The organism is Pseudomonas sp. NPDC087358, from assembly GCF_044900785.1.
Lineage (GTDB): Bacteria > Pseudomonadota > Gammaproteobacteria > Pseudomonadales > Pseudomonadaceae > Aquipseudomonas.
On sequence record NZ_JBJDOA010000005.1, the window covers coordinates 131608 to 152329 of the forward strand.

Sequence of the window (20722 nt, forward strand, 5' to 3'; positions counted from 1 at the left end):
CGCGAACAAGCTCACTCCTGGAGTACAGGGTCGGTTTTCGGTTCAGCCCCGGTGCAAGGCCTCACCTTTGAACATAACCGTGACCGAGTCCTGATGATGAACACTCAACACCGCAAGAAGCTGCCAGGCAGCGCACTGGACTACTTCGACGCCCGCGAGGCGGTCGATGCGATCAAGCCAGGTGCGTACGCCACACTGCCTTATACCTCCCGCGTGCTGGCCGAAAACCTGGTGCGCCGTTGCGATCCGGCAACCCTCGAGGCGTCGCTGACGCAACTGATCGAGCGCAAGCGCGATCTGGACTTCCCGTGGTTCCCGGCGCGGGTGGTGTGCCATGACATTCTCGGCCAGACCGCGCTGGTGGACCTTGCCGGTCTGCGCGATGCGATCGCTGACATGGGTGGCGACCCGGCGCAGGTCAATCCCGTGGTGCCGGTGCAACTGATTGTCGACCATTCGCTGGCGGTCGAGTGCGGCGGCTTCGATCCTGACGCCTTCACCAAGAACCGCGCCATCGAAGACCGCCGCAACGAAGACCGTTTTCATTTCATCAACTGGACCAAGCAGGCGTTCAAGAACGTCGAAGTGATTCCGCCGGGCAACGGCATCATGCACCAGATCAATCTGGAGCGGATGTCGCCGGTGATCCAGACCCTCGATGGCGTGGCGTTCCCGGATACCCTGGTGGGCACCGACAGCCATACGCCGCACGTTGATGCACTGGGTGTGATCGCCATCGGCGTGGGTGGGCTGGAGGCGGAGAACGTCATGCTCGGCCGCGCCTCCTGGATGCGCCTGCCGGACATCATTGGCGTCGAGCTCTCCGGCCGTCCGCAGCCAGGCATCACCGCCACCGACGTGGTGCTGGCGCTGACCGAATACCTGCGCCAGCAGAAGGTCGTCGGTGCGTGGCTCGAGTTCTATGGGGCAGGCGCCAGCGCGCTGACCCTGGGCGACCGCGCGACCATCTCCAACATGGCCCCGGAATACGGCGCGACGGCGGCGATGTTCGCGATCGACCAGCAAACCATCGACTACCTCAAGCTCACCGGCCGCGAAGACCAGCAAGTCAAGCTGGTGGAAACCTTCGCCCGGGAAACCGGGCTGTGGGCAGACACGCTGGTCAGCGCCGAGTACGAGCGTGTGCTCAGCTTCGATCTGTCCAGCGTGGTGCGCAACATGGCCGGACCTTCGAATCCGCATGCCCGAGTCGCGACCTCCGAACTGGCGGCCAGGGGCATCGCCGGCGCCTGGCAAGACACGCCGGGCCTGATGCCCGATGGCGCGGTGATCATCGCCGCCATTACCAGCTGCACCAACACCAGCAACCCGCGCAACGTCATCGCCGCGGGTCTGCTGGCGCGCAACGCCAACGCGCATGGCCTGACCCGCAAGCCGTGGGTCAAGTCCTCGCTGGCGCCAGGCTCCAAGACGGTGGCGCTGTACCTGGATGAAGCCGGGCTGACCAGCGAGCTGGAGCAACTGGGGTTTGGCGTGGTGGGTTTCGCCTGCACCACCTGCAACGGTATGTCCGGCGCGCTGGACCCGGTGATCCAGCAGGAAATCATCGACCGCGATCTGTATGCCACCGCCGTACTCTCGGGCAACCGCAACTTCGACGGGCGTATCCATCCCTACGCCAAACAGGCGTTCCTGGCTTCGCCGCCGCTGGTGGTTGCCTACGCCATCGCCGGCACGATTCGCTTCGACATCGAGAAAGACGTGCTGGGCATCGGCGCAGACGGTCAGCCAATACGCTTGAAAGACATCTGGCCGACTGACGAGGAAATCGACGCAGTGGTCAAGGCGTCGGTGAAGCCGGAGCAGTTCCGCCAGGTCTACATCCCGATGTTCGCCATCCATGAAGACACCGGCCCGAAAGTCGAGCCGTTGTACGACTGGCGGGCGATGAGCACCTACATTCGCCGACCGCCCTATTGGGAAGGCGCACTGGCCGGCGAACGTACCCTCAAGGGCATGCGCCCGCTGGCGGTGCTGCCGGACAACATCACCACCGATCACCTGTCGCCTTCCAACGCCATCATGCTCGACAGCGCGGCAGGCGAATACCTGGCGAAAATGGGCCTGCCGGAGGAGGACTTCAATTCTTACGCGACCCATCGGGGCGATCACTTGACGGCGCAACGGGCGACCTTCGCCAACCCCAAGCTGTTCAACGAAATGGTGGTAGAAAACGGCAAGGTCAAACAGGGCTCGCTGGCGCGAATCGAGCCGGAAGGCAAGGTCGCCCGCATGTGGGAAGCCATCGAGACTTACATGGAGCGTAAACAGCCGCTGATCATCGTGGCCGGTGCCGATTACGGTCAGGGGTCGTCTCGCGACTGGGCAGCCAAGGGCGTGCGCCTGGCGGGTGTGGAAGCCATCGTCGCGGAAGGTTTCGAGCGCATCCACCGCACCAACCTGGTGGGGATGGGCGTATTGCCGCTGGAGTTCAAGCCCGGCACCACGCGCCTGACGCTGGGCATCGACGGCACCGAGACTTTCGACGTGATTGGCGAGCGTACGCCGCGCGCGACATTGACGCTGGTGATCGTGCGCAAGAATGGCGAACGCGTGCAGGTGCCGGTCACCTGCCGTCTGGATACCGGTGAGGAGCTGTCGATCTATGAAGCTGGCGGTGTGCTGCAGCGATTCGCCCAGGACTTCCTGGAGTCCTCGGTGGCTTGATGTTGAATGATCAGAAGGGTTGCCTGCACCAGTAACACTGCCGCTTGCCGGCGCTGGCGGATGTGAGATCGCTACCGCCGGCAAGCCGGGCTGCTACAGGTGCTGACCCTCCAGTGGCGCTGCGTGCTGACGCTGGGCGCCTGTTCTATAAAAGGAAAGCGATTCATGGCTCATACAGCGCAAATCAAGATTCCCGCGACCTATATGCGCGGCGGCACCAGCAAGGGCGTGTTTTTCCGCCTGCAGGACCTGCCCGAGGCGGCGCAAGTGCCCGGTCCTGCCCGTGATGCCCTGTTGCTGCGGGTCATCGGCAGCCCTGACCCTTACGCCAAACAGATCGACGGCATGGGCGGCGCGACATCGAGTACCAGCAAGACGGTGATTCTGTCCAAGAGCATCAAGGCCGATCACGATGTTGATTACCTCTTCGGCCAGGTGTCCATCGACAAACCCTTTGTCGACTGGAGCGGCAACTGCGGCAACCTGTCCGCAGCGGTCGGGCCATTCGCTATCAGCAACGGCCTGGTCGATGCCGCGCGTGTGCCGCACAACGGCGTCGCGGTGATCCGGATCTGGCAGGCCAACATCGGCAAGACCATCATCGCCCACGTGCCCATCACGGACGGCGCGGTCCAGGAAACCGGCGACTTCGAGCTGGACGGTGTGACCTTTCCTGCGGCCGAGGTGCGGCTGGAGTTCATGGACCCGGCCGCCGAAGAGGAGGGCGCCGGTGGTTCGATGTTCCCCACCGGCAATCTGGTGGATGAACTGGAGGTGCCGGGTGTCGGCACACTCAAGGTGACCCTGATCAACGCGGGCATCCCGACGATTTTCGTCAACGCCGGCGACATCGGCTACACCGGCACTGAGTTGCAGGACGTGATCAACGGCGATCCGGCGGCGCTCAACCGGTTCGAAACCATTCGGGCCTACGGCGCCGTGCGCATGGGCTTGATCTCGAATGTCGACGAGGTGGCCAGGCGTCAGCACACGCCAAAAGTGGCGTTCGTCGCAGCGCCGGTTGAGTACACCTCATCGAGCGGCAAGCGGGTAACAGCCCAGGACACCGATTTGCTGGTGCGCGCCATGTCCATGGGCAAGCTGCACCACGCCATGATGGGCACCGCAGCGGTGGCGATCGGCACGGCGGCGGCGATTCCGGGCACCCTGGTCAATCTGGCAGCCGGTGGCGGCGAGCGCAGTGCGGTGCGCTTCGGCCACCCGTCGGGCACCTTGCGGGTGGGCGCAGAGGCGGTTTTGCTCGATGGCCAATGGCAAGTCAGGAAAGCCATCATGAGCCGTAGCGCACGAGTGCTGATGGAAGGCTGGGTGCGGGTGCCGGGCGATTGTTTCTAGGCTGCGCCATTGTGTAGGAGTGAGCTTGCTCGCGATTCGGTGGTATCCGACCCATCGGGGGGGATGCGAAGCAATCACGAGCAAGCTCACTCCTACAATGGGCAACCTCGCCGTTTATTTGAAGCGCCGCTCCACGCCTTTCTCCACCAGCACTTTGGCTGAAATTTCTTCGACCGAAAAATGGGTGGAGTTGATGTTCGGGATGTTCTCGCGGCGAAACAGGCTTTCTACCTCGCGCACTTCGAATTCGCACTGGGCGAAGCTCGAATAGCGGCTATTGGGCTTGCGCTCATGGCGGATGGCGGTCAGCCGGTCGGGGTCGATGGTCAGGCCGAACAGTTTGTTGCGGTGCTGCTTGAGCGCCGCCGGCAATTGCAGGCGCTCCATGTCGTCTTCGGTCAGCGGGTAGTTGGCGGCACGGATGCCAAATTGCATGGCCATGTATAGACAGGTAGGCGTCTTCCCACAGCGCGAAACGCCCACCAGAATGATGTCGGCCTTGTCGTAGTAGTGGGTCCGGGCGCCGTCGTCGTTGTCCAGGGCGAAGTTCACTGCCTCGATGCGCTCCATGTAGTTGGAGTTGTGACCGATGGAGTGTGATTTGCCCACCGAGTAGGAGGAGTGTGAACTAAGCTCCTGCTCAAGCGGGGCCAGGAAGGTCGAGAAAATGTCGATCATGAACCCGTCGGAGGTGGCCAGGATTTCGCGGATGTCCTGGTTGACGATGGTGTCGAAGATGATCGGCCGCACCTCGTCCTTCTCGGCGGCCTTGTTGATTTGCTGGACCATGGCACGGGCCTTTTCGACGCTGTCGATATAGGGCCTCGTGAACTTGTTGAACGTTATGTTTTCAAACTGCGCTAGCAGGCTCTGGCCAAGGGTTTCGGCGGTGATGCCGGTGCCGTCGGAGATAAAAAAAGCAGATCGTTTCATTTGCGCCCTGGGCCTTAAGCTGGTGACGATTCTTGGATATCATAGGCGCGCTTGCACGCCATGACTGGCTGCATTCTAGCTGTTTTCAAGTTGCAGATTTTCAGGATCCAGACCACAAGCGCGCAGAATCCGTATTTCCTGCGGTTCCAGCGCCAAAGCTTTTCCCAACAACAAATCGGTTAGTGGAGAGATCACCTTGGTAGAGTACGTAGTTTCCCTCGATAAGCTCGGCAAACATGATGTTGAGCACGTGGGGGGCAAGAACGCATCCCTCGGCGAGATGATCAGCAACCTGGCGGACGCAGGCGTGTCCGTACCCGGTGGCTTCGCCACTACAGCTCAGGCCTATCGTGATTTTCTTGAGCAAAGTGGTCTGAACGATCAGATACATGCGGCACTCGATGCCCTGGATGTCGACGACGTCAACGCGCTGGCCAAAACCGGAGCGCAGATTCGTCAGTGGATCATGGAGGCCCAATTTCCCGAGAAGCTCAACGCCGAAATCCGTACCGCCTTCGCCACGCTGTCGGCCGGCAATCCGGACATCGCCGTTGCCGTGCGTTCTTCGGCCACCGCTGAAGACCTGCCCGATGCATCTTTCGCCGGTCAGCAGGAAACCTTCCTCAATATCCGTGGCGTGGAAAACGTGATTCGCGCAGCGAAGGAAGTCTTCGCATCGCTGTTCAATGACCGCGCCATTTCGTACCGCGTGCACCAGGGCTTCGATCACAAGCTGGTGGCGTTGTCCGCTGGCGTACAGCGCATGGTGCGTTCCGAAACCGGCACCGCCGGGGTGATGTTCACCCTGGACACCGAATCGGGTTTCCGTGACGTGGTGTTCATCACCGGCGCCTACGGCCTGGGCGAAACCGTCGTGCAGGGCGCGGTCAACCCCGACGAATTCTACGTCCACAAAAACACCCTTGAAGCCGGTCGCCCGGCGATCCTGCGCCGCAACCTGGGCAGCAAGGCAATCAAGATGATTTACGGCGAGGAGGCCACGGCGGGCAAGTCGGTCAAAGTGATCGACGTTGAAGCCGCCGACCGTGCGCGTTTCTGCCTGAGTGACGAAGAAGTCAGCAACCTGGCGCGTCAGGCGATGATCATCGAGAAGCACTACCAGTGCCCGATGGACATCGAATGGGCCAAGGACGGTGACGACGGCAAGCTCTACATTGTTCAGGCGCGTCCTGAAACCGTGAAGAGCCGCAGCGCCGGCAACGTCATGGAACGCTACCTGCTTAAAGAGAAGGGCACCGTGCTGGCTGAAGGTCGGGCCATCGGTCAGCGCATCGGCGCCGGCAAGGTGCGGATCATCAAGGACGTGTCCGAGATGGACAAGGTCCAGGCCGGCGACGTGCTGGTGTCCGACATGACCGACCCGGACTGGGAACCGGTGATGAAGCGCGCCAGTGCCATCGTCACCAACCGTGGTGGCCGTACCTGTCACGCAGCGATCATCGCCCGTGAGCTGGGTATCCCGGCCGTGGTGGGTTGTGGCAACGCGACCGAGCTGTTGAAAGATGGCCAAGGCGTGACGGTTTCCTGTGCCGAAGGCGATACCGGTTATATCTTCGAAGGCGAACTGGGCTTCGACATCAAGCAGAACTCCGTCGACGCGATGCCGGAACTGCCGTTCAAGATCATGATGAACGTCGGCAACCCCGATCGCGCGTTCGACTTCGCCCAGCTGCCCAACGCCGGTATCGGCCTGGCGCGCCTGGAGTTCATCATCAACCGCATGATCGGCGTGCACCCCAAGGCGCTGCTGAACTACCCGAACCTGCCGCTGGACATCAAGGAAAGCGTTGACAAGCGAATCGCCGGTTACGACGATCCGGTCGGTTTCTACGTCGAGAAACTGGTAGAAGGCATCAGCACCCTGGCCGCGGCGTTTTCGCCGAAAAAAGTCATCGTGCGTCTGTCGGACTTCAAGTCCAACGAATACGCCAACCTGATCGGCGGCAAGCTGTACGAGCCCGAAGAAGAAAACCCGATGCTGGGTTTCCGTGGTGCTTCGCGTTACATCAGCGAAAATTTCCGCGACTGCTTCGAGCTCGAGTGCCGTGCCCTCAAGCGCGTGCGCAACGAGATGGGTCTGACCAACGTCGAAATCATGGTGCCGTTCGTGCGCACCCTGGGCGAGGCGAGTCAGGTGATCGACCTGCTGGCGGAAAACGGCCTGGCGCGTGGCGACAATGGCCTGCGCGTGATCATGATGTGCGAACTGCCATCCAACGCCATCCTGGCCGAGGAGTTCCTGGAGTTCTTCGACGGTTTCTCCATCGGCTCCAACGACCTGACCCAGTTGACCCTGGGCCTGGATCGCGATTCGGGGATCATCGCGCATCTGTTCGACGAACGTAACCCGGCGGTCAAGAAGCTGCTGTCCAACGCCATTCAGGCGTGCAACAAGGCTGGCAAGTACATCGGCATCTGCGGTCAGGGCCCGTCCGATCACCCGGATCTGGCGCGCTGGCTGATGGAACAGGGTATCGAAAGCGTTTCGCTGAACCCCGATTCGGTGCTGGAGACCTGGTTCTTCCTGTCCGAAGAGGAAGCTCCAACTTAAGGTAAATCGAGTAAGATGCTGGCCCGTTTCGATGGGCCGGTGTTCTGAAAGGAGGGCGGTCTTGATGAGTCCGCCCTTTTTTATGCGACTTTTTCATACCAGGGTTCAGCGCCGGGACAGCCCCGGCGTGCTATCCAGGCGATGCGCCATTTCAGAGTCAAGCAAGAGCAATATGCAAAGCAGCAGCCATCTATTTCCTGTGGCCTTGATCAGTGCCGAGCGACGTGGCGATCTGATCGAGGACGTATACCGCCTCAAACCCGGCAACAGCCTGGACTTCACCGTCGAATTGGCGGTGACCCGCCTGGGTCGTGTGGCTACGCCCGACGTGCGCGGCGTTCCGGTGATCCTGCTGCATGGCAGCTTTTCCAATCGACGTTTCTGGTACTCGCCCAAAGGCATCGGCCTGGGCGCGTTTCTGGCCCGTGCCGGGTTCGATGTGTGGATTCCGGAAATGCGCGGTCATGGGCTGTCGGCGCGCAATGAGGCGTTCCGGCACAACCGCGTTGCCGATTATGCCCGTTATGATCTGCCGGCCATTGCAGCATTCGTCATCGAGCAGAGTGGGCAGGTGCCGCACTGGATCGGTCACTCGCTGGGCGGCACCACCCTGGCTGCGGCCCTTGGCGGGCATTACCTGGGCCATGAGCAAGTGGCGTCAGCCGCGTTGTTCGGCAGCCAGATCACGCGCAACTACTGGCCGTTGAAGGTGCCCCCTTTACAGTGGAGCACGCGATTGCTGCTCAAGCGCTTCGAACACGTGTCCGGCCCGCGTTTCAAGCGCGGGCCCGAGGATGAGCCAATGGGCATCGTCCTTGAAGCCATGCGCTGGCACGGTCTGTTCGGCCGCTTTGGCGACAAAAAGGATGACTGGTGGTCGGGGCTGGCCCAGGTCCGGGTCCCGGTGCTGTGCGTTGCGGGGGGAGGGGATCATCAAGACCCGGCCTGGGCCTGTCGCGAGCTCTTCGAGCAGTTCGGCTCCATCGACAAGGAGTTCATGTGCCTGGGTCGCGATCAGGGCTTGAGTGAAGATTTCGGCCATGTCCAGATGCTGGTCAGCAAGGCCGCGCAGACGCAGGTCTGGCCGAGGATCGCTGACTGGTTGAATCGTCGAATTCATAGCGTTAATGCTGAATCAACGCTGAACACGTTGGTAACTCCTTGATTCAAGCTGGTTCAAGGATTTCCTCGCGGAGCGCTTGACGCTAAGCTACCCCTCGATTGAGTGGTCGTGCCGCCTGGATGGGTACACAAGACTCGTCGGTCAGGCTTTTGTTCTATATAAGGAAGTATTGTGATCACTGGCGCGGTCAGACGTGCGTGACACCCGAACCTGCCGCAGCGGGTTTATCCTTGTAAGCCAAGCCTTCACTGACAGGAGTTACCCATGCACTACATCACTCCGGATTTGTGCGACGCCTACCCTGAAAAGGTTCAGGTGGTCGAGCCAATGTTCAGCAACTTTGGTGGCCGCGATTCCTTCGGCGGAGAGATCGTCACCCTCAAGTGCTTCGAAGACAATTCGCTGGTGCGTGACCAGGCGGCTGAGAACGGCAAGGGCAAGGTGCTGGTGGTCGATGGCGGAGGTTCGCTGCGCTGTGCGCTGCTCGGTGATTTGCTGGCGGAAAAAGCCGCCGGTAACGGCTGGGAAGGGATGATCATCTACGGCTGCGTGCGTGACGTCGATGTGCTGGCGCAGACCGATCTCGGTGTGCAGGCGTTGGCCAGTCACCCGCTCAAGACCGACAAGCGCGGCCTGGGTGACCTGAACGTGGCGGTGACCTTCGGCGGCGTTACCTTTCGCCCGGGCGAATACGTGTATGCGGACAACAACGGCATCATCGTGTCGCCATCGCTTTTGACAATGCCGGGCTGAGCGGCTTTCTCTTCCAGCTCATGCGGTACAGCAAGGACACTGAATGTTCGACGAAACAAACGCCCAGTGGGGGCTGGTACACGCCCTGGTGCTGGACGGCAAGGGCGGGGCGCGTTCGATCCCTCGAACCGAGCTTGATTGCCTGCAGCTCGAACCCCAACAAAGCGTGTGGCTGCATTGGGACCGAAGTCATCCGCAGACACAGACGTGGTTGCGCAGCGCCAGTGGCCTGAGTGAGTTCGTCTGCGACCTGATGCTTGAAGAAAACACCCGGCCGCGGCTGCTGTCGCTGCCAGACGATGAGCTGCTGCTGTTTTTGCGTGGGGTCAATCTCAATCCCGGTGCAGAGCCTGAAGATATGGTGTCGGTGCGGATCTTCGCCGCCGCCCAGCAGGTGATTTCCCTGCGCCTGCGTTCCTTGCGGGCAACCGACGAATTGATCGAGCTGCTGAACGCCGGCAAAGGTCCGAAGACGGCGTCGGAGCTGCTGTTGTTTCTGGCCCAGTTACTCACCGACAAGGTCCAGGCAGTGGTCAGTGAGCTCACTGAACTGGTCGATGACATGGAAGAACGCATAGACGCCGACGAACGGTACATGCCCGAGCACGGCAACATGGTGCATATCCGCAGAAGGGCGGCCGGGCTTCGTCGTTTTCTGGCGCCGCAGCGGGAAATCTACGCTCAGTTGACCCGCAGCAAGATGCCGTGGTTCGTGGAAGACGATGCTGACTACTGGAACGAGTTGAACAACAGTCTGACGCGTTATCTGGAAGAGCTGGAACTGACCCGAGAGCGTGTAGGGCTGGTGCTTGAGGCCGAAGACAGACGCCTCTCCGAACGGATGAACCGTACCATGTACCGGTTCGGCATCATCACCGGGATCTTCCTGCCGATGAGCTTTCTCACCGGTCTGCTGGGCATCAATGTCGGAGGTATACCCGGCTCCAGCAGCCCGTACGGTTTTCTCGTGGCATGTGCGTTGATGGTGGTGGTTGCGCTGGGGCAATTGTGGGTGTTCAAGCGTCTGCGGTGGGTCTGATGGGCAAAAAAACGCGCCGTATCGGGAGGCGCTTTGTGACTCATGCAAAATTGCCTGCGTCTTTCAGTGACATTGCGTGAGGTGCCTATGCACGACCCGTTTGAAGAATCACTGCGCGACATGCTCAATTCTTCGTCCTCCAGCCGGGATGATGATGCTGCCCTGGGGCGTGTGCTGAAGACGGCCAACCGCCAGGTCGGCGCGGGCGACCTGTTTGGTCTGCTCGGCCGTTGTACGCAAGCATTGATGATTGCCGTGAACAACGGCTCGGCTCACGTTTCACCTGTTTCCCGCCGCAAGGCAACGATGGCCGGTACGACTGTTCCCGGTGCTCAAAACAAGGCTGATTGAATATGGAATTGGATCTCTGGACACAGAGCCTGGTCACCGCAATGACTGCGTTGTGGACCAAAGTCGCGAACTTCATCCCGAATCTGTTCGGCGCTCTGGTGGTTGTTCTGCTCGGTTTCGTGGTGGCCAAGCTGCTCGATACCCTGTTATCCAAGCTGTTGGCAAAGCTGGGACTGGACCGTTTGATGGGCGGCACCGGTCTGACCAAACTGATCAGTCGCGCCGGGGTTCAAGTCCCGATTTCGACGCTGATCGGAAAGATCGTGTATTGGTTTGTGCTTTTGATTTTCCTGGTGTCGGCGGCAGAATCCCTCGGCCTTGAGCGAGTCTCGGCAACGCTGGACATGCTTGCCCTGTACCTGCCGAAGGTGTTCGGCGCCGCGCTGGTGCTGCTGGTAGGTGTGCTATTGGCGCAACTGGTCAACGGGATCGTGCGCGGCGCGGCCGAAGGCGTCGGGCTGGATTACGCGGCAGGGCTGGGTCGGATCGCCCAGTGGCTGGTCATCATCATCAGCATTTCGGTGGCGATCAGCCAGCTGGAAGTAAAGACCGACCTGCTCAACCACGTGATCGTGATCGCGTTGATTACCGTTGGTCTGGCAGTTGCGCTGGCCATGGGCCTGGGCAGCCGCGAAATCGCGAGCCAGATCCTGGCCGGAATTTATGTGCGGGAGTTGTATCAGGTAGGGCAACAAGTGCGTATTGGAGAGGTCGAAGGGCAGATCGAAGAGATTGGCACGGTGAAAACCACCCTGCTGACCGACGAAGGAGAATTGGTATCGTTGTCGAACCGAATCCTTCTCGAGCAGCGAGTGAGCAGCCGCTGAACCGGCAAATCTGCTAATGTATGCCGCCGCGAAATCCCGGAGAGCCCGGGTGCTGGCGGACATTTATCTGACTGTCGGCACGATTTGTTTTGAATAAACCCCAATCGCTCTCACTGCGTTACGACCCCCGCGAGCTCTCTGATGAGGAGTTGGTTGCGCGCGCGCACGCTGAGCTTTTTCATGTGACTCGTGCGTACGAGGAGCTGATGCGTCGCTACCAGCGAACACTTTTTAACGTCTGTGCACGTTATTTAGGGAACGATCGCGATGCTGACGATGTCTGTCAGGAAGTGATGCTTAAGGTGTTGTATGGCTTGAAAAATTTCGAGGGAAAATCGAAATTCAAAACCTGGCTCTACAGCATCACGTACAACGAATGCATTACGCAGTACAGAAAGGAGCGGCGAAAGCGTCGGTTGATGGACGCGTTGAGTCTGGACCCCCTAGAGGAAGCGTCTGAAGAAAAGGCGCCGAAACCAGAAGAAAAGGGTGGACTTGATCGCTGGCTTGTGTATGTGAACCCGATTGACCGGGAGATTCTGGTGCTTCGTTTTGTTGCAGAGCTGGAATTTCAGGAGATCGCAGACATAATGCACATGGGCCTGAGTGCAACGAAAATGCGGTACAAGCGGGCACTTGATAAATTACGTGAGAAATTTGCAGGCGTTACCGAAACTTAACTCGGAGCAAATATCTCTAACGGGCAGGCAAGTTCTGATAGACTTGCCGATGAGTTGTCCCTCGATAAGTGGGACTGCTTTACAATCACCAGATGGGGATTTAACGGATGAAACTGAAAAACACCTTGGGCTTGGCCATTGGTACTATTGTTGCCGCAACTTCGTTCGGCGCGCTGGCACAAGGCCAAGGCGCAGTCGAAATCGAAGGCTTCGCCAAGAAAGAACAGTTCGACAGCGCTCGTAATTTCAAAAACGACGGCAACCTGTTCGGCGGTTCTGTTGGCTACTTCCTGACCGACGACGTTGAATTGCGTCTGGGCTATGACGAAGTGCACAACGTCCGTAGCGACGATGGCAAGAACATCAAGGGCGCCAACACCGCTCTGGACGCTCTGTACCACTTCAACAACCCGGGCGACATGCTGCGTCCGTACGTCTCGGCTGGTTTCTCCGATCAGAGCATCGGTCAGAACGGCAGCGGCGGTCGTAACCGCTCCACCTTCGCCAACATCGGCGGCGGTGCCAAGCTGTACTTCACCGACAACTTCTATGCTCGTGCTGGCGTTGAAGCTCAGTACAACATCGACCAGGGCGACACCGAGTGGGCGCCTAGCGTCGGTATCGGCGTAAACTTCGGTGGCGGCTCCAAGAAAGTTGAAGCAGCACCGGCTCCAGTAGCTGAAGTGTGCTCCGACAGCGACAACGACGGCGTTTGCGACAACGTCGACAAGTGCCCGGACACCCCGGCCAACGTCACCGTTGACGCCAATGGTTGCCCAGCTGTTGCTGAAGTCGTACGTGTTGAGCTGGACGTGAAATTCGACTTCGACAAGTCGGTCGTCAAGCCAAACAGCTACGGCGACATCAAGAACCTGGCTGACTTCATGAAGCAGTACCCACAGACCACCACCACTGTTGAAGGTCACACTGACTCCGTCGGTCCTGACGCTTACAACCAGAAACTGTCCGAGCGTCGCGCAAGCGCCGTTAAACAAGTTCTGGTTAACCAGTACGGTGTTGGCGCCAACCGCGTTAACTCGGTTGGCTACGGTGAAACCCGCCCAGTTGCTGACAACGCAACTGAAGCTGGCCGCGCTGTAAACCGTCGCGTAGAAGCACAAGTAGAAGCTCAAGCTAAGTAATTAGCCCTCGCTTCACGGAAAACCCGGCCTTGGCCGGGTTTTTCTTTTTCTACCTTCAGGCAGTGGGTCGAGGCTGCAATGGCGCGATCCTGATGGCGTTCGTAGTTGGGCTGCAGGGACGTCGGCAGCGCTGCGACTGGTCCTTGATCTAGCGGGCATCGACTGACCAACCCCCAAATTTCAGTGCTTGAGCAACCAGATCCCCAGCACCAGGTTCAGTGTGAGCGCGATCAGCGCCACCGTGCGCCAGACCTTGACCGGCTCGCGCTCCAGCAACGGTCGCGCTCGGGTATCGAGCATGGCGAGCTCGCCTTTTTCCAGATGCAGCAACCATTGCTCGGCAGTCTCGAAGCGCCTGGCCGGATCAGCCTGCAGTGCCTGATCCAGATGCCGCTCCAGCCATTCGGGGATATCCGGGCGGTAGCGGCTCAGCGGGACGGGATTGCCGAAGCGCCGATGCTGGAACGCCTCGATTTCGCCATAGGGATAGTGCCCGGTCAGCAGGAAATACAGGGTGACGCTTGCGGCGTACAGGTCCATCGATGGGGCGGGTGCACAGCCTTCGAACGCTTCAGGCGCGATGAAGCTGGGGGTGCCGGGTGTGTCGCCAGCTGGGTCGGCGGACAGTCCCGGGCAGAACGCCAGGCCGAAATCCAGCACGCGCAACGCGCCGCTATCATCGATCAGCAGATTCTCCGGCTTGATGTCGCGATGCACGACATTGCGCCGGTGCAGCAGGCCGATCGCGCCGATCAGCTCCTGTGCCATGCTCATCCAGCGGCCCCGTTCCATGGGGCCGTGCCGGGCAAAGGTCTGCGCCAGCGTGGCTCCCGGGTATTCGCGCATGACGTAGTACAGGTGCTGGCGATCTGGCAGCGGGTGCAGTTCGGGGAAGAAACGTCCCGCCACCCGACGCAAAAACCACTCCTCCAGCAGCAGTGCCTGACCAGCCTCGGCTTCATCACGGCGTGCATCAGGCAAGGTTTTGAGCAGCCAGGCTTGCTGCTGGCTGTCGCGGACTCGATATAGCAGCGATTGTCGCGAGTCGCCCAGACGCTCCTCGACCTGCCAGCCTTCAAACGCCTGGCCGGTCTTCAGTGCGGGAGGCACTGGCCACTGTTGCAGCTGAATCAACGTGTCGGCCAGGCTGTCGCTGCCCACTTGATCGACGTGGATCAGCAGTGCGCTGGCATTGTCCTGACTGCCGGCCAGGTGCGCAGAAGCGACCAGCGTGCGCACTGCGGCGTCCAGATCATGCTGGTCATTGAGGATCGAGCCAATGCTGGCATCGTCCAGGGTCGACCAGACGCCGTCGCTGACCAGCAGCAGACGCTCGCCTTCGCGCAACTCGCCGTCCAGATAGTCCATGACCACATACTGATCCAGGCCCAGCGCGCGTTTGAGCACGTGTTGCATGTCCGGCTGGTCCCAGACGTGATCCTCGCTGATGCGCTGCAGCGTGCCGCCGAACCAGCGATACACGCGGGAGTCGCCGACATGGCCGAGGGTGAAGCGGCGCCCACGCAACACCAGCACGCTCAGGGTGGTGAGCAGGCCGTTGGCTGACAGCCAGCGGTTCTGTGCCAGCAGCAGACGGTCCAGCGCCTGGGCCACGCCCCAAGTCTCGGGCGTTGAATAGTAATCCATCGCCAGGGCCTGAAGCGTCGAACGTGAGGCGAGACCGCCATCCAGGCACTGGCTGACCCCGTCAGCCAGTGCGAACAGATAACCCTTGCTGGCGGCCAGCGCCGGGGCGGGGGTGACCAGGCGCATGGCGTCCTGATTCTCTGCCCGCGGCCCGCAGGCGCTGAACTCGGCGAAGCGCAGTTGCAGGCCGGGCGAGGAGGCCGCTTGCGAGGCCAAAGGCTGATTCATCGCCTGTTCAGACGCGGGCTGCGGTCACGGCCGCCGAACCCCAAGTGGTTCTCCAGCGACGCTTGACGTTCATCAGACCGAACCAGGCCAGCACGCCGAGGAAGGCGAACAGCCACAGCCCCAGTTGATAATCGCCGGTGTTCTGCTTGATCGCGCCAAGGCCTGCGGCCAGCAGGAAGCCGCCAATGCCGCCCGCCATGCCGATCAGCCCGGTCATTACCCCGATCTCCTTGCGAAAACGCTGCGGCACCAGTTGAAACACCGCGCCATTACCGGCGCCAAGGCCGAGCATGGCCGCGACGAACAATGCCAGCGCCGCCCACGAGCTTGGCAGGTTGAAACCCACCGCAGCGATGCAGATCGCCGCTACCGCATACATGCCGGACAGGGTGCGGATGCCACCGAAACGATCGGCCAGTGCGCCGCCTAGAGGGCGCATCAGGCTGCCACCGAATACACACGCAGCGGTGTAGTAACCGGCGGTCACCGGGCTCAGGCCATACTGGTCATTGAAGTAGCCGGGCAGGGCGCTGGCCAGCCCGATGAACCCGCCAAAAGTAACGCTGTAGAAGAACATGAACCACCAACTGTCACGGTCGCCCAGCGCCTTGAAGTAGTCGGTCATGGATTTGGCCTTGGGCCGTTGCGGCGCGTTGCGGGCCATCAGTGAAAAGGCAATCAGGGTCAAGACCAGGGGCACGACGGCAAAGCCGAACACGTTGCTCCAGCCAAAACCTGCCGCGAGCACCGGGGCGATCAGGGCCGCGAACACGGTCCCGGAGTTGCCGGCTCCGGCGATACCCATGGCTTTACCCTGATGCTGCGGTGGATACCATTGCGAGGCCAGCGGCAATGCCACCGCAAAGGAGGCGCCGGCCATGCCCAGGAAAACGCCGAGCAGCAGCGCTTGTTCATAGCTGTGCACGCCCAGTTGCCAGGCGCAAAGCAGGGCGACGATCACGATGATCTGACCCATGATGCCCGCTGTCTTGGGTGATAGCCGGTCGACCAGCATGCCCATCAGCAAGCGCAGGAAAGCGCCTGCCAGTATTGGTGTAGCGACCATCAGGCCGCGTTGCTGGGTACTCAGATGCAGGTCGGCGGCGATCTGCACGGCGAGCGGACCGAGCAGGTACCAGACCATGAAGCTCAGGTCAAAATAAAGAAACGCGGCGAACAGCGTAGGTTTGTGGCCGGCTTTCCAGAAGCTTGTATTCATCTAACACCTCATCTGCAGGAAATCGTTGCCGGTGCCGGTAGCGGTCGCACCGTCACGGGTCAGGTCGTGCAGGTGAAGCACCAACCCGGCGCTCCACCCGGCCCGTTTTCCGGGGCCAAAACGAAAAAACGTCGCAACCCTGTCCGCGCCTGGCGAAGGGGTGTGCGACGTCTTTGTCGAAAGTGGGGCAACCGCCGTTGGTTACCTGTATCAGTCATCTAGCAAAACGTGGGCCATGAATGCGGGTGCTAAACCCAAGGTGATGCCGTGCAGCCGTCCGGCTCGTCGGCGGTGGCCGTTGTCGAACACCACCGCCGGCGAGCCGGACGGCTAGAGATAGCGGGTGTTTTCCAGGCTTGCAGAGCACACGGGTCCACCGCGCCCATCACCCCAACAGTTCACTCATGGCAATGATCTGCTCAGCCACCTGCACCAGCTTCTGCTGTCGACTCATGGCCTGGCGGCGCATGAGCGTGTAGGCCTCTTCTTCGTTGCAGTTTTTCATTTTCATCAGCAGTCCCTTGGCGGTCTCGATGCGCTTGCGCTCGGCCAACTGCTGGTCGCGGGCGTGCAGCTGTGCACGCAGGTCCTGGTCGCTTTCGAAGCGAGCCATGGCCACATCGAGAATCGGTTGCAGGCGCTGGGCGTGAATGCCTTCGACGATGTAGGCGCTGACGCCGGACTTGATGGCCTGACGCATGACGCCCGGATCATGTTCGTCGGTAAACATCACGATTGGCCGCGGCAGGTCGCGAGTGACCAGTACCACCTGCTCCATCACGTCGCGCCCCGGCGATTCGGTGTCGATGAGAATCACGTCCGGACGCACCGCTTGCACCCGTGCGGGCAGGTCGATGATCAGGCCTGATTCGTCGATCACCTCGAACCCGGCTTCGGTGAGCGCAGCTTTCAGGCGTCCGACCTTTTTCGGTGTGTCGTTGATCAGCAGGATTCGCAGCATGGTCAGGCCCCTCAGCGATCAGCGACGACAGGCGCCGCCGCAGCCAGCGCATGCAATTTGAAGCCATGCGCATAGCCGACCGGATCGCTGCCGTCCCAGACCTTTCCATCAATCAACTGACTGCTGCGCATGGGCGAGGCCGGTACGGTGATATTCAGCGCTTGGGCCGCTTGGCGGTACAGCGCAAGTTGCTGTACCTGGCGCGCCACGGCGAGGTAATCCGGGTCATCACGCAACAGGCCCCAGCGACGAAACTGAGTCATGAACCACATGCCATCGGACAGCCAGGGCATGTTGACCTCGCCGTTGCGGTGAAAACTGATCGCATGGTGGTCGTGCCAGTGATTGCCCAGACCGTCGACATACTCGCCCAGCAGACGGGCCTGGATGTCCTCGACAGGCGCATTTACGTACGCCTCGCCGCTGAGCATTTGTGCGGTGCTGCGGCGGTTGTCCTGGCTCTGTTCGATGAACCGGCTGGCCTCCAGCACCGCCATGACCAGCGCTCGCGCAGTATTGGGATACTGGCGAACGAACTCCAGGCTGCAGCCCAGTACCTTTTCCGGGTGATCCGGCCAGATCGCCTGGGTGGTTGCCAGGGTAAAGCCCAGGTCCTGACTCACGGCGCTGGCGCCCCAGGGTTCGCCGACACAAAAGCCGTCGATGCGTCCGGCCCTGAGGTGTTCGACCATCTGCGGCGGCGGCACCACCACGCTGTCGACGTCTTGCAACGGGTGAATCCCCTGGCTGGCAAGCCAGTAATACAACCACATGGCGTGATTGCCGGTGGGAAAGGTCTGGGCAAAGGTCAGTTTTGTATCGCTTTGGTGCGTGCGCCGATCCAGTGCCTCAGGAGTGGTCACTCCGGCCACTTGCAGGTCGCGTGACAGATTGATGCTTTGACCGTTCTGGTTCAGGCCCATGAGCACCGCCATGTCCGTGGCCGGCCCGCCAATCCCCAACTGCGCGGCGTAAATCAGGCCATACAGACTGTGGGCGGCATGCAGCTCGCCGTTGACCAGCTTGTCGCGCAGGTTGGCCCAGGATGGCTGGCGATGCAGGTTGATGTTCAGCCCATAGGGCTGGGCAAAGCCCTGAGTGGCGGCGACGATCAGCGAGGCGCTGTCGGTGAGGGCCATGAAGCCGACATCGACAGTGCCCAGCTCCGGCGCGTCGCTGCCATCGACCCAGGCCAGGGAGGTGTTGAAGGTCTCATTCATAGTTTCGGTTCCACCTGAAGACGTAGCGCCCGGGCGCTGACGATCTTCCATAAAAAAACGCCGTTACGCACAAGCGCTGAGCCTGGACGAAAACGACGCCATTGCCGAAGAGTCGATCCGCCGTTGGATCGAGTCCGATTCACACACTCAAGCAAGCCATATGCCAGCGGCAGGGCAGGCCTGCGTAAAGTTCGCGACATGCCTCGCGCTCCACCCTCGCGCCCGTCTATAATCGCCCGCTGACTTAAGCCGCAAACGAGCCGCGCCCGCCCATGTATAACCTGGCCCGCCAGTTACTGTTCAAACTCTCCCCGGAAACCTCTCACGATCTGTCCATCGACCTGATCGGCGCAGGCGGTCGACTGGGGCTCAATGGCATGTTGAGCAAGGCGCCCGCGCGGCTGCCGGTTACCGTCATGGGCTTGCAGTTTCCCAATCCGGTCGGCCTGGCCGCTGGCCTGGACAAGAACGGCGCGGCCATCGACGGTTTCGCTCAGTTGGGTTTCGGCTTCGTTGAAATCGGTACGGTGACCCCGCGTCCGCAGCCGGGCAACCCCAAGCCGCGTATCTTCCGCCTGCCCCACGCCGAAGCCATCATCAACCGGATGGGTTTCAATAATCTGGGGGTCGATCATCTGCTCAGCCGTGTGCAGGCAGCCAAATACACTGGCGTGCTGGGTATCAACATCGGCAAGAACTTCGATACGCCGGTCGAGCGCGCGGTGGATGACTACCTGATCTGCCTGGACAAGGTGTATGCCCACGCCAGCTATATCACGGTCAACGTCAGCTCGCCGAACACGCCGGGGCTGCGCAGCCTGCAGTTTGGCGATTCGCTCAAGCAGTTGCTCGAAGCGTTGAGCGTACGTCAGCGGGCACTGACCCTGACCCACGGCAAGCATGTACCGTTGGCGATCAAGATCGCGCCGGACATGAGCGACGAGGAAACCGTTCTGGTGGCCAGTGCACTTCTGGAGTCGGGCATGGATGCGGTGATCGCGACCAACACCACCCTCAGTCGCCAGGGCGTCGAAGGTTTGCCTCATGCCGACGAAGCGGGTGGCCTGTCCGGCGCGCCAGTGCGTGAACAGAGCACCCATATCGTCAAGGTGCTGGCGGGCGAGCTGGCCGGCAAGTTGCCGATCATTGCCGCCGGTGGCATCACCCAGGGCCGACACGCTGCCGAGAAGATCGCCGCAGGTGCAAGTCTGGTGCAGATTTATTCTGGCTTCATCTATAAGGGCCCGGCGTTGATTCGCGAGGCGGTGGACGCCATCGCGGCCATGCCCCGCTAAGCGGCTGAAACAAAAAGAGGGGTTCCGACAAGGAACCCCTCTTGGGCTTTAGCCCGCCGCCCGGATGGGGCGTGCATGGTTATTTGAAGTCAATTCTGATTGTCGAAGAAACGATGAATCGAAATGTACCTTTGATTGAAGAGAGTCAGCCGACCGCGTGAAGTTCGTTGAGTCTGTGTATACCCGCAGTGCCAGTCATACCGTCCCAGTTGTCGCCGCGTCCTTCTCGCCAGCCATTGATCCAGGCTTGACGCACTGACGGTAGAGTAAATGGGCAAAGCTCACGGGATTTACCAGTTACGCCGTATTGATATCCGCGCAAAAATGCTCTTTCCGACGGATCACGCTTAAGTCTTCTCATAGGGTGTTGCCCTCGTTTGTTGACTGTAATGTCCCTGGAAGCCTCAGGTTGAGGCCAGGCAAAAAGCTTCTGCCTTTTTAATGCCCGCTGCCGGCGTCGCGGGCATGGTGCTGTCGTCGTTGCGGCGACAACCTGTGTTGATTTCTAACCAATGGATGGGACGCTGTGAATGATCGTTTTGTCATAAGAACGTCATGCCTGAGGCATAAAGACCATAAGCGGCAACCCGTTTGGCGCTGGCTTTTTTTCGCGAGCCGCCTGTACCGTGGCTTTGCATGAATATTGATAGTGTTTCTCATGTACAAATGCTGGCCGATTGCAGTCAGC

17 protein-coding genes are annotated in these 20722 nt (G+C 60.6%); 11 read left to right on the forward strand and 6 right to left on the reverse strand.

Features of this window, described 5'->3' with window-relative positions:
• Positions 1-96: 96 nt before the first annotated feature.
• Together acnD and prpF are read left to right on the forward strand one after the other, a co-directional pair.
• The gene (gene acnD, locus ACI2KS_RS13490; protein WP_404621605.1) at positions 97-2688 is read left to right on the forward strand and encodes a Fe/S-dependent 2-methylisocitrate dehydratase AcnD; all 2592 of its coding nucleotides are present in this window, start codon (positions 97-99) and stop codon (positions 2686-2688) included.
• 165 nt (positions 2689-2853) lie between these two features.
• Positions 2854-4044: a 2-methylaconitate cis-trans isomerase PrpF gene (gene prpF, locus ACI2KS_RS13495; protein ID WP_404620949.1), complete on the forward strand. Its 1191-nt coding sequence runs from the start codon at positions 2854-2856 to the stop codon at positions 4042-4044.
• Positions 4045-4158: 114 nt separating this feature from the next.
• Here prpF and ACI2KS_RS13500 read toward each other — a convergent pair whose 3' ends face one another.
• Positions 4159-4977 carry a pyruvate, water dikinase regulatory protein gene (locus tag ACI2KS_RS13500; RefSeq protein WP_404620951.1) on the reverse strand — a complete coding sequence of 273 codons (819 nt, stop codon included), beginning with the start codon at positions 4975-4977 and terminating at the stop codon, positions 4159-4161.
• A 196-nt stretch (positions 4978-5173) separates the two neighbouring features.
• Here ACI2KS_RS13500 and ppsA point away from each other — a divergent pair, with 196 nt between their 5' ends.
• The 8 genes from ppsA to ACI2KS_RS13540 all read left to right on the forward strand — a co-directional run bounded on the left by ppsA (position 5174) and on the right by ACI2KS_RS13540 (position 13464).
• Positions 5174-7549 (forward strand): phosphoenolpyruvate synthase, encoded by a 2376-nt coding sequence (gene ppsA, locus ACI2KS_RS13505; RefSeq protein WP_404620953.1) that lies wholly within the window; start codon positions 5174-5176, stop codon positions 7547-7549.
• Positions 7550-7721: 172 nt separating this feature from the next.
• A complete protein-coding gene (locus ACI2KS_RS13510) occupies positions 7722-8714 on the forward strand; it encodes an alpha/beta fold hydrolase (RefSeq protein WP_404620955.1) in 993 nt (330 codons plus the stop codon).
• A gap of 222 nt (positions 8715-8936) precedes the next feature.
• Complete coding sequence (gene rraA / locus ACI2KS_RS13515) at positions 8937-9425, forward strand: ribonuclease E activity regulator RraA (RefSeq protein WP_404620957.1); 489 nt, start codon at positions 8937-8939, stop codon at positions 9423-9425.
• Positions 9426-9468: 43 nt separating this feature from the next.
• Entirely contained in the window at positions 9469-10464 is a 996-nt protein-coding gene (locus ACI2KS_RS13520; protein ID WP_404620959.1) for a zinc transporter ZntB, read from the forward strand.
• Between the two features lie 87 nt (positions 10465-10551).
• On the forward strand, positions 10552-10815 hold the full coding sequence (locus tag ACI2KS_RS13525) for a CrfX protein (RefSeq protein WP_404620961.1): 264 nt from the start codon (positions 10552-10554) through the stop codon (positions 10813-10815).
• A gap of 2 nt (positions 10816-10817) precedes the next feature.
• Positions 10818-11642 (forward strand): mechanosensitive ion channel domain-containing protein, encoded by an 825-nt coding sequence (locus tag ACI2KS_RS13530; protein ID WP_404620963.1) that lies wholly within the window; start codon positions 10818-10820, stop codon positions 11640-11642.
• 89 nt (positions 11643-11731) lie between these two features.
• Entirely contained in the window at positions 11732-12322 is a 591-nt protein-coding gene (gene sigX / locus ACI2KS_RS13535; RefSeq protein ID WP_404620965.1) for an RNA polymerase sigma factor SigX, read from the forward strand.
• 107 nt (positions 12323-12429) lie between these two features.
• Entirely contained in the window at positions 12430-13464 is a 1035-nt protein-coding gene (locus ACI2KS_RS13540; protein ID WP_404620967.1) for an OmpA family protein, read from the forward strand.
• Positions 13465-13644: 180 nt separating this feature from the next.
• On the opposite strand, the gene ACI2KS_RS13545 is transcribed toward ACI2KS_RS13540, so the two are convergent.
• The 4 genes from ACI2KS_RS13545 to ACI2KS_RS13560 all read right to left on the reverse strand — a co-directional run bounded on the left by ACI2KS_RS13545 (position 13645) and on the right by ACI2KS_RS13560 (position 18739).
• Positions 13645-15339: a protein kinase gene (locus ACI2KS_RS13545; protein ID WP_404620969.1), complete on the reverse strand. Its 1695-nt coding sequence runs from the start codon at positions 15337-15339 to the stop codon at positions 13645-13647.
• A 7-nt stretch (positions 15340-15346) separates the two neighbouring features.
• Positions 15347-16558, reverse strand: coding sequence for a nitrate/nitrite transporter (locus tag ACI2KS_RS13550; protein ID WP_404620971.1), 1212 nt, complete (start codon positions 16556-16558; stop codon positions 15347-15349).
• 385 nt (positions 16559-16943) lie between these two features.
• A complete protein-coding gene (locus ACI2KS_RS13555) occupies positions 16944-17519 on the reverse strand; it encodes an ANTAR domain-containing response regulator (RefSeq protein ID WP_404620973.1) in 576 nt (191 codons plus the stop codon).
• An 11-nt stretch (positions 17520-17530) separates the two neighbouring features.
• Positions 17531-18739 (reverse strand): CmpA/NrtA family ABC transporter substrate-binding protein, encoded by a 1209-nt coding sequence (locus tag ACI2KS_RS13560; protein WP_404620975.1) that lies wholly within the window; start codon positions 18737-18739, stop codon positions 17531-17533.
• A 272-nt stretch (positions 18740-19011) separates the two neighbouring features.
• On the opposite strand from ACI2KS_RS13560, the gene ACI2KS_RS13565 reads away from it, so the two are divergent.
• Positions 19012-20034: a quinone-dependent dihydroorotate dehydrogenase gene (locus ACI2KS_RS13565; RefSeq protein WP_404620977.1), complete on the forward strand. Its 1023-nt coding sequence runs from the start codon at positions 19012-19014 to the stop codon at positions 20032-20034.
• A gap of 145 nt (positions 20035-20179) precedes the next feature.
• Here ACI2KS_RS13565 and rmf read toward each other — a convergent pair whose 3' ends face one another.
• On the reverse strand, positions 20180-20395 hold the full coding sequence (gene rmf, locus ACI2KS_RS13570) for a ribosome modulation factor (RefSeq protein WP_404620979.1): 216 nt from the start codon (positions 20393-20395) through the stop codon (positions 20180-20182).
• Positions 20396-20722 lie beyond the last annotated feature (327 nt).